Annotated in this window: 7 protein-coding genes and 11 pseudogenes; 4 read left to right on the top strand and 14 right to left on the bottom strand. The window is 70.5% G+C overall.

Annotated features, from left to right (window positions below):
* Positions 1-813 precede the first annotated feature (813 nt).
* A pseudogene (locus UK94_RS69985) lies at positions 814-1,233 on the bottom strand (hypothetical protein); the annotation flags it as partial.
* A 174-nt stretch (positions 1,234-1,407) separates the two neighbouring features.
* On the opposite strand from UK94_RS69985, the gene UK94_RS29575 reads away from it, so the two are divergent.
* From UK94_RS29575 to UK94_RS69975, 3 genes and pseudogenes are all read left to right on the top strand, one after another.
* On the top strand, positions 1,408-2,094 hold the full coding sequence (locus tag UK94_RS29575) for a DUF4386 family protein (RefSeq protein ID WP_157734500.1): 687 nt from the start codon (positions 1,408-1,410) through the stop codon (positions 2,092-2,094).
* Positions 2,095-2,278: 184 nt separating this feature from the next.
* Positions 2,279-2,530, top strand: a pseudogene (locus tag UK94_RS69980) (VOC family protein); the annotation flags it as partial.
* A gap of 1 nt (position 2,531) precedes the next feature.
* On the top strand, positions 2,532-2,755 hold a 224-nt coding region (locus tag UK94_RS69975), incomplete at its 5' end, for a VOC family protein (RefSeq protein ID WP_235490569.1).
* A gap of 32 nt (positions 2,756-2,787) precedes the next feature.
* Here UK94_RS69975 and UK94_RS69970 read toward each other — a convergent pair.
* The 3 genes and pseudogenes from UK94_RS69970 to UK94_RS29565 all read right to left on the bottom strand — a co-directional run.
* Positions 2,788-3,056: pseudogene (locus UK94_RS69970) on the bottom strand (helix-turn-helix domain-containing protein); the annotation flags it as partial.
* Between the two features lie 309 nt (positions 3,057-3,365).
* Positions 3,366-3,562, bottom strand: a pseudogene (locus UK94_RS69965) (ketosteroid isomerase); the annotation flags it as partial.
* Between the two features lies 1 nt (position 3,563).
* The coding region (locus UK94_RS29565; RefSeq protein ID WP_235490567.1) for a nuclear transport factor 2 family protein at positions 3,564-4,169 on the bottom strand (606 nt) is incomplete at its 3' end.
* A 168-nt stretch (positions 4,170-4,337) separates the two neighbouring features.
* Here UK94_RS29565 and UK94_RS69960 point away from each other — a divergent pair.
* Positions 4,338-4,598 (top strand): annotated as a pseudogene (locus UK94_RS69960) (helix-turn-helix transcriptional regulator); the annotation flags it as partial.
* Positions 4,599-6,653: 2,055 nt separating this feature from the next.
* Here UK94_RS69960 and UK94_RS76635 read toward each other — a convergent pair.
* The 10 genes and pseudogenes from UK94_RS76635 to UK94_RS69930 all read right to left on the bottom strand — a co-directional run.
* A pseudogene (locus UK94_RS76635) lies at positions 6,654-6,849 on the bottom strand (integrase); the annotation flags it as partial.
* 52 nt (positions 6,850-6,901) lie between these two features.
* Positions 6,902-7,103: pseudogene (locus UK94_RS69955) on the bottom strand (SDR family NAD(P)-dependent oxidoreductase); the annotation flags it as partial.
* A gap of 1 nt (position 7,104) precedes the next feature.
* Positions 7,105-7,642: SDR family oxidoreductase (locus tag UK94_RS29550; RefSeq protein ID WP_235490565.1), on the bottom strand; the 538-nt coding region annotated here is incomplete at its 3' end.
* A 445-nt stretch (positions 7,643-8,087) separates the two neighbouring features.
* A pseudogene (locus UK94_RS69950) lies at positions 8,088-8,247 on the bottom strand (succinyl-CoA--3-ketoacid-CoA transferase); the annotation flags it as partial.
* Between the two features lies 1 nt (position 8,248).
* Positions 8,249-8,453 (bottom strand): annotated as a pseudogene (locus tag UK94_RS69945) (CoA-transferase); the annotation flags it as partial.
* A 2-nt stretch (positions 8,454-8,455) separates the two neighbouring features.
* Positions 8,456-8,719 (bottom strand): annotated as a pseudogene (locus UK94_RS69940) (CoA-transferase); the annotation flags it as partial.
* Between the two features lie 21 nt (positions 8,720-8,740).
* Positions 8,741-8,824, bottom strand: a pseudogene (locus UK94_RS69935) (succinyl-CoA--3-ketoacid-CoA transferase); the annotation flags it as partial.
* Between the two features lies 1 nt (position 8,825).
* Positions 8,826-9,493 (bottom strand): CoA transferase subunit A (locus UK94_RS29540; RefSeq protein WP_235490562.1); only part of this gene is annotated, 668 nt, incomplete at its 3' end.
* Between the two features lie 221 nt (positions 9,494-9,714).
* The coding region (locus UK94_RS29535) for an SDR family NAD(P)-dependent oxidoreductase (protein WP_235490584.1) at positions 9,715-10,422 on the bottom strand (708 nt) is incomplete at its 3' end.
* A 1,444-nt stretch (positions 10,423-11,866) separates the two neighbouring features.
* Positions 11,867-12,127, bottom strand: a 261-nt coding sequence (locus tag UK94_RS69930; protein WP_235490559.1) for a zinc ribbon domain-containing protein, incomplete at its 3' end; no start/stop codon positions are given.
* Positions 12,128-12,756 lie beyond the last annotated feature (629 nt).

Genomic DNA, 12,756 nt, shown 5'->3' with positions numbered 1-12,756 from the left:
TGAACGCGTAAGCTAAGCTATTCACCTCTGGCTTACACGGAAATCGTGACAGGCTCATTGGCGACGGTCATCGACCAGGTAGGCCACCGCTAGCGTGGGGTCACCCAGTGCACGGCGCAACACCTCCTCAACGGNGACGTCGGGGTCGGGGTCCCGTAGATAGCGTCGGATCACCTGCAAGGTCTCGAACCGCCGCCGGCTAAACCGCCGGTCGACCCCTTCCTGGATCTTCCGGTAGGCCGGGGCGGTGACCGCGACAGCGGCGAGCGTCGCGAGCACCGCGGAGATCTGTGAACGCCCGGTCCGGCCGGCGAGCGACTGCCCGACGACGATCACGACCGTCGCGTAGGACGCCGCGAGCAGCCCGGAGACGAGCAGGTACGTGACGGCCCGGCTGAGGATCTCCTCGACGTCGTAGAGGTGGTACTGGCCGATCGCCAGNCCGGCACCGATCGCCAGCAGGCCGATCAACGTCGCCGCGGCGAGGCCGGCGGCGGTGTTGTTGCCCGCGTACGAGGCGGNGAACGACGCAGCCATCAGCACCGGCAAGGGGACCGCGNCCACCGCCACCCACAGCAACTGGCGGCGCTCGACGTCTACGGATCGGCGGAACCGGACGATCAGCGACACCGCCGCCAGCACAACACCAGCTCCAGTCGCCAGCCCCAGGACCCTGCGAGCGACCAGCAACGGACCGAGCGGCCCACCGATCAGCAGCGGATTGGTGACTGACTGGAACGGGGGCTGCATGGTCTCGGTGGTGACCAGACCCACGAGCAGCCACAGGCCGCCGGCGACCGCGGTCGCGAGCGNGATCCGTCCCCAACGGGCGGACAGCGGTCGGCCCGTCGGCGTCAGATGAAGAATGAGCGCGACGAGCACCAGCCATGGAATGAAACCGGCATCCGCGTAGATCGCCACCAGGTCCGCGGCGGGCAGACGACCCGGGCGGGCCACCGCGCCGTAGGCGGCATACCCCTGTGTCCCACCGGACAGCAGCAGGACGCCGCCCAGGGCGAGGAACAGCCAACCGACCGGATGGCGCGGGCGACGCAGCGCGAGAGCGACTCCGACCGTCGACGCGGTCGCCGCGACCAGCACAAACGGGATCTCTGCCCCGCCGGTGGTCGTCACGAGGTCGGGACGTCCCATGGCGCGCAGACGCTGATCCAGCCACACCAGCACACCGACGCCGGCCGGCAGCAGCAGCCACGCCGCCCCCGCGACAGCCACCGCGGTTCTCCGCCGCGCCAGCGTCATCTCCATCCGTGAATGGTGACACCGCACCGGTCGTCTTTTCTTCCGGGAATACCCGGAAGAAAAGATCCGGGCGTACTCCGACGCGCCCCACGGTCCGGATGCGACACCGTCGCGGCAACCGTTCCACCCGCCGAAAGGACGCCTCCGATGACCCCATCCGCCCGTAGTGGCCCCACACCGCCCCCGGCCCTGCTGCTCTGCCTGGTCGCCGCACCCCTGGTCGCCCTGATCGCGCGACTTTTTTCCGCCCCCTGGGTGGACGATCCCGCGAACTTCCTCGCAGACGTCAGCGCCCACCCGACCCGCTCGGACGCCGGTGGTCTGCTCGCCATGCTCGCCGCGGCGCTCCTGATCCCAGCCGGCCTGACACTCGCGGCGGCCATCCGCCCACACAAGCCGAAACTGGCCGCAACCGGCGCCACGCTCACCGTCGTCGGCACGATCGCGCTCGCCGGTATCGCGACGGCCTCACTGATCGCCGGACAGATCGCCCGGCAACCCCAACGGGCCGCGATGGTCGACCTGTGGGACCACTTCCACAACGCCAGCATCGGAAACGTCATCTTCTTCGCGCTCGTCGCCGGCGGCGTCGGTTACCTCCTGCTCGCCATCGGCCTCTACCGCGCCCGAGTCGCCCCGCTACCGGCCGCCGCCCTCACCGGCCTCGGCGGGGTCGGCATCATGCTCACCGCCCCCGGCCCAGCCCGTCCAGTGATCATCGGTGTCGCGGTGCTCGCGCTCGTCGGCTTCACCTGGGTCGCCGCGGCATTCCGCCCCCGAACTGACCCCGACCACGCGCATCGCACCACTCCCGCAGCCAACACCGCCGCCTAACGGCCGCCGCCGCGCTGGCCCGCGCCTGTCCCACTATCCAGCCTGCCAATGGCCATCTCCCAGCCGCGGCACCAATTCCACGACGAGCCCGGGAGGGGTCGTCCACCGACGGCCTCGCATTTCCCCGGGAGTCATCGCCGCCGCTCACCAGTGCGGCCGATCTCCGCAAGCCAGATCTCCACTCATGCCGTCACCGAGACAGACCTGGCAAACCAGGTCGAGCAGATGTCCTGACCGAAACGAGGACGCAGTGCCGGTCACAATCGGTTTCAATCACGTCGCCACGCTCACAGCCGATCTCGATAAGATCGTGAAGTTCTACACCGACGCACTCGGGGCCACGATGACGTCCGAGATGCAGGCTGTGGGAGACCACCCACGCATGGCCGTCGTCGACCTCGGTGAAGGTGCCGCGCTCAATGTCTTCGAGGTGCCGNCCGAAGCCATCATCGGCGACAGGCGCCAGAAAGGCGGGCGGGGCCCGATCGACCACTTCGCTCTCGCCGTCGACTCGCTGGAGACCCTCCAAGCCACTAGGGATCGGCTGCGCAGTCTGGGGGCTGACACCGGCGAGATCCAGCGGCTCGGATCCGAGTGGTCGCTGTTCTTCCGCGACCCGGACGGCATGGAGCTGGAAATCTGCTGCCATGCCGATCAATGAACCGCTCGACCTGCAGCTGCCGGTCGAAGGTGGGGTGCGGGGTCAACACCGGCGCGGTGCAGGTCCGCCAGACGGTGGCGACCCCGACCGGGTAGCCCAGCCCGACGAGCTCGCCGTGGATCCGGCGGTGGCCCCAGGTCGGGTTCTCCTGCGCCAGGCGCAGGACCAGATCGCGGATCTCCCGGCGGATCAGTGGCCGTCCGGGCGACTTCCGCGGATAGGTCCATTTCCTGGCGAGGAGGTCACGGTGCCAGCGCAACACGGTGGCCGGGGTGACGAAGAAGACGTCCCAACGGGCTCGCCCGCGACTGAACCCCGTCACAGCGACCGATCACAGTCGGTCAGTCGGCGAGCACGACACCCGGCCAACTGCGAAGAGCCATCTTTACGGGAGAGGGGTGGATGTCGATTATTCGGCCGCCAGGCTTGATCAATGTGCGCCACCTCGGTCGGGAGTGTCCCNGCCGCATCCAGAACAACGCCGAAACTGCGTTCAAGTGGGGTTGGATCGAAGTCGAAGTCAACGACCGAGTCAACGTCGAGTGCCCTCCGAGTAGCGTCGTCCGGATCCGGGACAGCCCGACGCGGGATTGGCGACAGAACCCAGCGTCTACGCCACCATTGTGGCCAGTTGCCCCACCGACGCTTCGAGTTGGGCAGCGGAGACAAGCGGCAGACGCGGTACTTTTGCCGGGTGGGTGACCGCCGCCCAGTCGTAGGTGTGGGTCACCTCGGTGCGGCCGTCGTCGGTCGGGGTGAGCGTCCAGGTAAAGCGGTGACCGTCCGCGCGCTGACTCGGTCGGCCGGNCGCCCAGCCGATGACCCGGTTCTCGGTGAAGGTCACGACGTGGTTCTCGATCCGGTAGTCACCCTGCTCGTCGTTGTGCATCGCCATGACGAAGGTGTCGCCGACGGCGCCGATCGGGTCGAGGGTCTCGGCGCGGCGCAGGAAGCCGGTGGCGTCGAGCTCGGGGTGGCGGCGGGGGTCGCGGAGCACCGCGAAGATCCGGTCGGCCGGGGCGTCCAGCACCCGGGAGACGGTGGTGTGGGTCGGGCCGTTCATGGTGACCGGGTCGGGGTAGAACCGGGCCCATGCGATCCGTCCGTCGCGGGTGGTGAGCACCACTGGGCCGCGCAGCACGACCGTCGCCCCGGTCGGGGCGGTGCCCCGCATCTCCCACTCCGACCACAGTTCGTCGCCGTTCTGGGCGTGGCGCAGGATCTCGGCCTGCAGGTCCGGCAGCCCGGCCAGGATCTTCCTCCAGTTCGCGGCGACATGGTCGGAGCCGATAAACCCCTCATGCGGCTTCAGCGGCCGCTCGGCCACGTAGTCGTCCGTGAAGCAGCTGGCGATCCGCTCCGGGACGTGGGAATTGATCGCCACGCGCAACGCTTCCAGGGCCTCGGGGACCATGCCTTCGACTCCTCACTCGCCGGTTCGTCCTGTCACTGTCCATCGTGATCATCGGGATGCGGCTCGACAACCGGACAACGCCCGGACACCGCCCCTACAGCGGCGGACATAATCGAGATCGTGAATGATCCGTCGGGACCGGNGCGGAAGGCGCGCAGCTTCGCGGCCGTGCTGCGTGAACTGCGGGAGGCCAGGTCGCTGACCCAGCAGGAGCTGGCCGCCGCCGCGGGCCTGTCCGTCGATGCGGTCAGCGCGCTGGAACGCGGGCGGCGGACCCAGCCCCAGCCGCACACCGTGCGGTCGCTGGCCTCGGCGCTGCAGCTCCGCGACGCCGAGGCCACGGCGCTGCTGTCGACGCTGGGACGGGCGGGGAACGGGGCCCTCGAGATGCCGTCCCGCACCTTGACGTCCCACCCTCCGCCTCCGCCGNCTGTCCCGGTGGTCGGGCGGGACGACGAGGTCGCCGAGATCGTCGCCGCTCTGCGTTCCGCGCCGGGCCGGCTGGTGACGCTCACCGGCCCAGGCGGGGTCGGCAAGACCACCGTCGCGCTGTTGGCGGCACAGACGGTGGTCGCCAACCACCCGGGCGGGGCATTCTTCGCCGACCTCACCGACGTCACCGACCCCGACGACGTCCTCGCCGTCGTCGCCCTCGCGGCGGGAACCCACGCCGACACCGTGACCGGCCTCGCCGTGCACCTTGCCGGGGCGGCGGTCCTGCTCGTTCTGGACAACCTGGAGCGTGTGGCCGCCTGCGCTCCGCAGTTGGTCGAGCTGCTGTCGGCCTGTCCCGGCGCGGTGGTCCTGGCCACCAGCCGCGTTCCGCTGCGGGTGCGTCGGGAACGCGAGATCCGCATCGCCCCGCTGGACCCGGCGGCGGCCGTGCGGCTCTTCAGCGAGCGGCTGACCGCCGCCGGCGCACGATCGCCGACGACGGGCGGGCAGGACGACGATCCCGTCGCGCAGCTGTGTCGGCGGGCCGACGGGCTACCACTGGCCATCGAACTCCTGGCCGCCGCAGCCGCGCGACTCGGCCCCCAGGCACTGCTGGACCGGGTCGATCAGTTGGCGGAGCTGCCTGTGGCCGGCCCCCGGGACCTGCCGGCGCGGCAACGCACCATGGCGGCCACCATCGAGTGGAGCTGCCGAATACTCGGCCCCGCGGCTCGCCGGCTGTTCCCGCGGCTCGCCATCGTCCCGGGCAGCTTCTCCCTGGATACCGTCGACGGGATCGCTGCGCCGGACACGGCGGATGCGGTGGGCGCGCTCGCCGAGTTGATCGAGCACTCGCTGGTCGCCCGCAGCGACGCCGGACAGGTCGCGCGGTTCCGGCTGCTGGAACCGGTACGCCGGTGNGCGCTCGAGACGCTCGAACCGACCGAGCGGGAGCAGGTCCAGNGGAGCGTCAGCCAGTGGGCCCTCCACACGGCGCGCGAACTCGGCGCACGGATCCGGGGCCGCGGCGANATGACGGCGGTGGAGCAGGTCGAGGTCGATCGCGGCGTGCTGCGGCTCGGGTACGACCAGCTCGTCGACGCCCGCCNTCACGACGACGCCGCCGAGCTGCTGTGGTCGGTGTGGTTGCCGATGTGGATGAGCGGGCACACCCACGAAGGCTTCGCCTGGACCGAACGCCTGCGTGAGGGCGACCTGAGCGAGCGAGGCCGGGCCCGCTGGTTGGTGGCGCGCGCTGGGTTCAACCGCGTCGCCGCGAACCTGTTCGCCACCGCGGAGCGGGCGATGCGGCTGGCCGAACGGGTCGACGACGCCTCCCTGGCCGCGGAGGCGGCGATCTTCGCGTCGGCGGCGGCGCTGCGCCTGGGGGACTTCGACGGTTCAGGGGCTCTGCTGGCTCAGGCCGAGGCGCACGTCACGCAGCGGCTCGACGTTGGGAACGACGTGTGGGCGGCCGTGCACGTGCCCATCGGACGGGGGGACGGCGCGCTGCTGCGCGGCGACCGGTCCGCGGCGATGCGGCATTGGCGGGCGGCCGCAGCCACGGCGCAGGAGGTGGACAGCGGGTTCTCGGTGGCCGCGGTCCTCGCGGAGTGCGCGCAGGCCGCCCGCAGCGAAGGACGTCTGGACGACGCGGCCGTAATGCTCGCCGCCGCCGACGAGCTGGGCCCCCAGCGGGACGGGCACCGGCGTCGGGCGCACCTGGCGGGCGTGGCCGCTGCCGTGGCGGCCGAACTCGGTGACGTGGCCTCGGCGCAGTGGTGGGAGGGCGTGGCGGGACCGGACGCAGCTTCATTGGACACCGATGAGCTCCGCGAGCAGTTCCGGGAGCTGGTCCGGCGCGCCGACACCGTCTCCGGGCAGGACTGAGCTCGACCGTCCGTACCGGCGGCGTCCGGTCGGTGTCTGGTGGTCTCTCGCGAGCGGGGTGGCGAGACTCGAGGTCATCGGGTCGGCCTGTGGGGCTCCAGAATCCCGATTCGGCCTGTGATCTGGTCTGTTGCGGTTGATGCGATCTTCCGCGGGAGGTGTCGGATGTTTCGTGACCCCGAGAACATGGACGTCGCGGGTGGCGTGTTCGACGACGAAGAACACGTAGATCCGCTGGAGGAACGCGGTGTCCACCGTGAAGAAGTCGCAGGCCAGTATGCCGGAGGCCTGCGCGGACAGGAACGTGCGCCGGGAGGTGTCGGCCCGGCGGGGCGCGGGGTCAACACCGGCGCGGNGACCGGATCCGGAGAACCGACTACCAGCCAGGCCCCAGTCTGGTCGACAGCTCATGCCCGCCACAGTTGAACGCCCGGTCGGGTAAGCACGACATTGGGCACTGCTGCGTAGCGCGACATCCGGCTCAACCCCATGACCAGCTCGGCGACGTCGTCAACCTTGATCATCTCATCTCGGGGAATACGGCCGCGCACCCACTCGGTCATATCGGTGTCGACGTAGCCCGGCGAGATGGCCGTGGCGTTGACGCCGNGCTTTCCCTCGGACACGGTGAGAGACTCGCACAGCGAGATCAGTGCAGCTTTGGTAGCCCCGTACGCGGCTAGATCCGGTTCGGCGGCAACGCCAGTGATCGACGCGATCGCGACGACCCGGGCGCCTCGGCTCCGCTGCGCGTCGGCCGCAGCCCGCAACGCCGGCAGCAGACGCTGCACGAGCAGAAATGGAGCCCGCAGGTTCACCGCGACCTGGACGTCCAGGCGACGCAGCGGGTACTCGGCGAACGGACCAGCCGTGCCCACACCTGCCGCGAGAACCAGCAGCTCCAGCCTGGGTGATATTTCGAGTTGGAAGCGGGCCAGTGCCTCGACGTCCGACTCCTGTGCCATATCCCCAGCGCCACCGTGCACATCGCCGCCCGCTGCTCGCAGCTGCGCGGCGGTCTCCTCGAGCGGTTGGGACCTGCGTGCAGCGATCACCACGGTATACCCCGCCGCGGCGAGTCTCTCAGCGATGCCGCGGCCGATTCCCCGCGAGCCTCCGGTGACCAGTGCTGTGGCGCGGTCGTTCATACCGGCCCGGNCATCGTCTCGATTCGCCCGAGTGCCAGGGCCGCCCGCTCGCGCGGGAGCGATACGAGNCGAAGGGCGGGCACCGGTGGTCGGCTCCGGCCTGGTGTCCATGNGTCGGTGTAGTCCGCCACCTGCCAGGTCTCCCTCCCGTCCGAATCCGTGATGGACATTCTTGCGCCGGNAGGGATCGGCCCTGGCGGATCCCACTGCATGCCGGATCGGCTGGACCTGACGATCCCGTCGATGTGTCTGCTTTTCGGTTCTTCGCTCAGTGGAATCATCGCCTTTGCTGTGGGTGACCCGAATTTTCGCGCCAGTAGTGCTCGATGTTCACTTCAAAGGGGCGGGATCACTTCGAGGAAAAGTGTCGGCCCGATTCCCTTCCCGGNGGGGCCGAAGTCGCCGCCGGCAGTACTCCCGCCGCCGGCAGTACTCCCGCCGCCTGCTATCCGGCCGAACGCTCCAGGGCCTCGACGAGATCGGCGCCGGTGCGTCGCCGGACCTCGTCGAGGGTCACCGCCGGAGCGAGTTCGCGGAGTACGAGTCCGATGGGTTCGACGTCGATCACCGCGAGGTCGGTGATGATGCGGTGCACGCATCGTGTGNCGGTCAGCGGCAGGTCGCACTCGCGGACGATCTTCGGCGCGCCCGCTCTGTTCGTGTGCTCCATCATCACGATGACCCGCCGGGCCCCGTGGACGAGGTCCATCGCGCCGCCCATGCCCTTGATGGTCTTTCCCGGGATCGTCCAGTTGGCGAGGTCCCCGTTCCGCGAGACCTGCATCGCGCCCAGGACCGCGACGTCGATGTGNNCGCCGCGGATCATCGCGAACGACCCCGCGGAATCGAAGAAGGCCGCGCCGGCCAGCACGGTGACGGTCTCCTTGCCAGCGTTGATCAGATCCGGGTCGACGTCGTCCTCGACGGGGTAGGGGCCCACACCGAGGATCCCGTTCTCCGAATGCAGCACGACCTCCATCCCGGCCGGCAGGAAGTTCGGCACCAGGGTCGGCAGCCCGATGCCGAGGTTCACGTACTGGCCGTCGCACAGTTCCGCCGCGACCCGTGCGGCGAGCTNGTCGCGGTCGAGACCCACGATCACCCCTCCGTCCTGATCATTCGCTTTTCGATGCCCTTCCCGTCCGGACCCACCTCGATGACTCGCTGGACGAAGATTCCCGGNGTGTGCACCTGTTCGGCGGGCAGGTCGCCCGGTTCGACCAGCCGCTCGACCTCGGCGACAGTGATCCGTCCGGCCATGGCGCACAGCGGGTTGAAGTTCTGCGCCGACCGGGCGTAGACCAGGTTGCCGTGGCGGTCTCCCACGGCCGCCCGGACGAGCGCGAAGTCCGTCGTGATGCCGTGCTCCAGCACGTACTCCCGGTCGCCGAACCGTCGCGTCTCCTTGGCGGGCGAGGCGACGGCGACGTCCCCGGCCGGCGTGTAACGCCACGGCAGCCCGCCGTCGGCGACCGCCGTCCCCACCCCCGCCGGGGTGAAGAACGCCGGGATTCCCGAGCCCCCGGCCCGCAGCCGCTCCGCGAGTGTGCCCTGTGGGCACAGTTCCAGCTCCAGCTCCCCGCCGAGGTACTGGCGGGCGAACTCCTTGTTCTCCCCGACGTAGGAGCCGGTCGTGCGCCGGATCCGCCCGGCGGCGAGCAGGAGCCCCAGTCCGGCACCGTCGACGCCGCAGTTGTTCGACACCGTTTCCAGATCGGTCGTCCCACGCGCCAGCAGCGCCTGGATCAGGACGTGCGGGATTCCGCACAGCCCGAACCCGCCGACGGCGAGCGATGCACCGTCGGCGATGTCGGCTATCGCCTCGTCGGCCGAGCCGCAGGTCTTGTCCATCGGTCGCCTCAGAAGGCCGCGGCGGCGGAGGCGGAGCCGGCCTCGGCCCGCCGAAACGCCGCGCTCAGCAGGTCGCGCTCCTGCTCGGCGCTCATCGGCACCCCGTAGCCCGTCTCCGAGCAGATGACATCCCACCGGTCACGGACGTCTTCGAGGCTGAGCTCCGGCGAGTAGAAACCAGGCGATTCGGCGATGAAGATTCGGGCGACCCGCCCGGCCGNCGCGGAGAAGATCTCCCCGCTGGTCGGGCAGGATTCGTGGGACAGGAACGCGACGACGGGCGAGACGAGCGCCGGGTCGAGCCGACGCTCCCAGTCCTCGTCGAGCAGTCCCGCCGACATGGTGGTCGCGGCGATCGGCGCGAGGACGTTCGCCTTGACGCCGTGGCGTGCACCCTCCAGCGCGAGTACCCGGGTCAGCCCGACGAGGGCCATCTTGGCGGCGCCGTAGTTGGTCTGGCCGAAGTTGCCGAACAGCCCCGCTGCCGACGAGGTCGACACGATCCGGCCGTACCCGCGATCCCGCATGTGCAGGTAGGCCGGGCGGGTCACGAAGAACGCGCCGCGCAGGTGGACGTCGAGCACCGGGTCCATCAGGTCCGGAGTCATCTTCGGAAACGTCTTGTCCCGGACGATGCCCGCGTTGTTCACGACGATGTCCAGGCCGCCGAAGGCGGCCAGGGCCGCGTCCACGATCGCCTGACCGCCCTCCGGCGTGGCGACAGAGCTCACGTCGGCGACGGCTGTTCCCCCCGCCGCGACGATCTCGTTCACCACGGCCGCGGCCGGCGCGACGCCGACACCGTCCGCGGGCGGCGCCGGGTCGTTGACGACCACGGCCGCGCCACGGGCCGCGAGTAACAGGGCGTGCTGCCGGCCGAGTCCGGCGCCGGCGCCGGTGATGACGGCGACGCGGCCGTCGAATCGCATGTCGGTCAAGACCGTCCACCTTCGTGTGTCACGACGACGCCGCGCGCCACGAGCGCATCGACGTCGAGGTCGGAATAGCCGAGGTCGCGCAGCACGGGGCGGGTGTGCTGGCCCAGCCGCGGCGCGCGGGAGGCGATCACACCCCCGGCGCCGTCGAACAGGACCGGTTGCCGGACGACCCGCACCCGCCCGCCGCGCTCGTCCGGTCCGGCGCCGGGCGGATCGCCGGCGCCNGGCACGTCGACGATCATCCGGCGGGCGACGACCTGCTCGTCCGTGGTGATCTCCCGATCGTCGTAGACCGGGNCGAACCCGACTCCGTGCGCGGCGAGCTGTGGCTCGAGCAGAGCCCAGTCGGCCTTGCGGAAGGCCGACCTCAGCTCGTCGGCGATCGCCCGGCGGTCCCGTTCGCGCTCGACGGTGCTCAGCGTGGCGAGATGGTCCAGCCCGAGTGCGGCGCACAGTCCCCGCCACTGGTGGTCCTCCCCGGCGATGCTCAATGTGAGCCGTTCACCGCGCGAGTTCTCGACCACGCCGTAGCCGGGGTCGAGCGGCGGGTACGGCGCGGGATCCAGCCCGTTGAGCTCGGACACCAGCACTGTGCTGCGCCAGCTCACCAGCGAGTCGAGCATCGAGACGTCGAGGTACCCGGCGGTCCCGTTACGCTCGCGGCCGAGTAACGCTGCGACGACCCCGAAGGCGGCGAACATGGCCGAGGCCAGGTCGGCCAGGGGGAGTGGCGCCGGCCGCGGGTCGTCGCCCTGCACCAGGCCCGTCATGCCCTGCATCGAGATGTCGTGCCCGCCGCGCGCCCCGAGCGGGCCGGTCTGCCCGAAGCTGGAGATCGACGCGTACACGAGCGCCGGCAGGCGGGTCCGGGCCTGGCGCGGTCCGATCCCGAGACGGTCGACGGTGCCCGGCTTGTAGCCCTCGACGACCGCGTCGGCGGTCGGGGCGAGCCGCCAGAACACCTCCCGCCCGTCCTCGGACTTGAGGTCGAGCGCGATCGAGCGCTTGTTGCGGTTCAACGCCTCGAAATGGCCGGTGAATCGCCGCGTCGGGTCGCCTCCCGTGGGACGTTCGATCAGGATGACGTCGGCGCCGAGGTCGGCCAGCAGCATCGTTGCGAACGGCCCGGGATACTGCTCGGCGAGGCTGAGCACCCGCAGACCGGCGAGTGGCAGATCCGGCCGCGGCCGGGTCGGCCGCTCCGGCTGCGACGGAACCATCACGACCGGTCTCGGACGGGCTCGAACCAGAAGTCGGTCACCCGCCCCTCGCGCTTGTCGCCAAAAACCGCACGTACCGGTGCCTCGATCGCGATGTCGGCCGGCAGCCGATCGAGATCGCCGAGGTCCACGCCGTGNACGTAGTTGCAGATCGACGACGTCGCGCCATCGAGCCGCACGTAGGCGACGACGTACGGGACGGGCGGCGAGCCGGNGAACGGGGCGGTCACGACCGTGACGGCCTCGATCCGGCCGGTGTCACCGACTTCGACGAGCTCGTCGATCGGGACGAAGCAGTACTCGCAGAAGGACTTCGGCGGCACGCTCACCCGACCGCACTGTGCGCATCGGCAGCCGAGGATCCGCTGCTCGCGCAGGGCGTCGAAGAACGCCGTCGCGAACGTCCCGATCGTGTACTGGTAAGGGATGTGCCACTCGCCGGGGATGCGCGTGGGGACAGTCGTGGGAACGGTCATGTCGGACCTCGTGTCTGTCAGGTGGCCGGTGGTGCGGGGCGTCTGCTGTCCGGGCGTCGGCCGCGTGCGACGACGGCCGGGGGTCTCGGTCAGGTGGGCTGGGCGGAGAGGACGGCCGCGGTGTAGAACTGGTCGATTCCGCCGCAGGCCGTGGCGAGGGCCAGCCGGGCGCCGTCGACCTGGTGATCGCCGGCCCGTCCCATCACCTNCGCGGCGGCCTCNCCGAAGCGGATCAGGCCGGTGGCGCCGATGGGATTGGTTGTCATGCAGCCCCCGGACGGCACGACGGGGATGTCGCCGTCCATCGCGGTGGCTGCGGTCTCGACCAGATCGATACCGCGGCCGGGAGGCGCCAGGCCGAGCGACTCGTAGTAGGCGATCTCGAGGTTGGCGAACGGCGCGTAGACCTCGACCACGTCCAGCTCACGCCGCGGGTCGGTGATGCCCGCCTCCTGGTAGGCCTCGGTGGCCGCCCATGCCTGGGCGCGCGGGATGGCGAAGTCGGATTCGTCGTCGTGGATGCGGTCGCCGATGCGGTACACGTCCGCCGCACAGCCCAGGCCCGCGACGTAGGCGGCGTGGGACTTCTCGCGGGCCTTCTCCGCGCTGGTCATCACCACCGCCGCGGC

It is taken from the genome of Frankia sp. AvcI1 (genome assembly GCF_001420875.1).
Taxonomy (GTDB): domain Bacteria; phylum Actinomycetota; class Actinomycetes; order Frankiales; family Frankiaceae; genus Frankia; species Frankia alni.
Note: the sequence above shows the minus strand (reverse complement) of the source record. Positions and strands in the feature narration are given on the sequence as shown.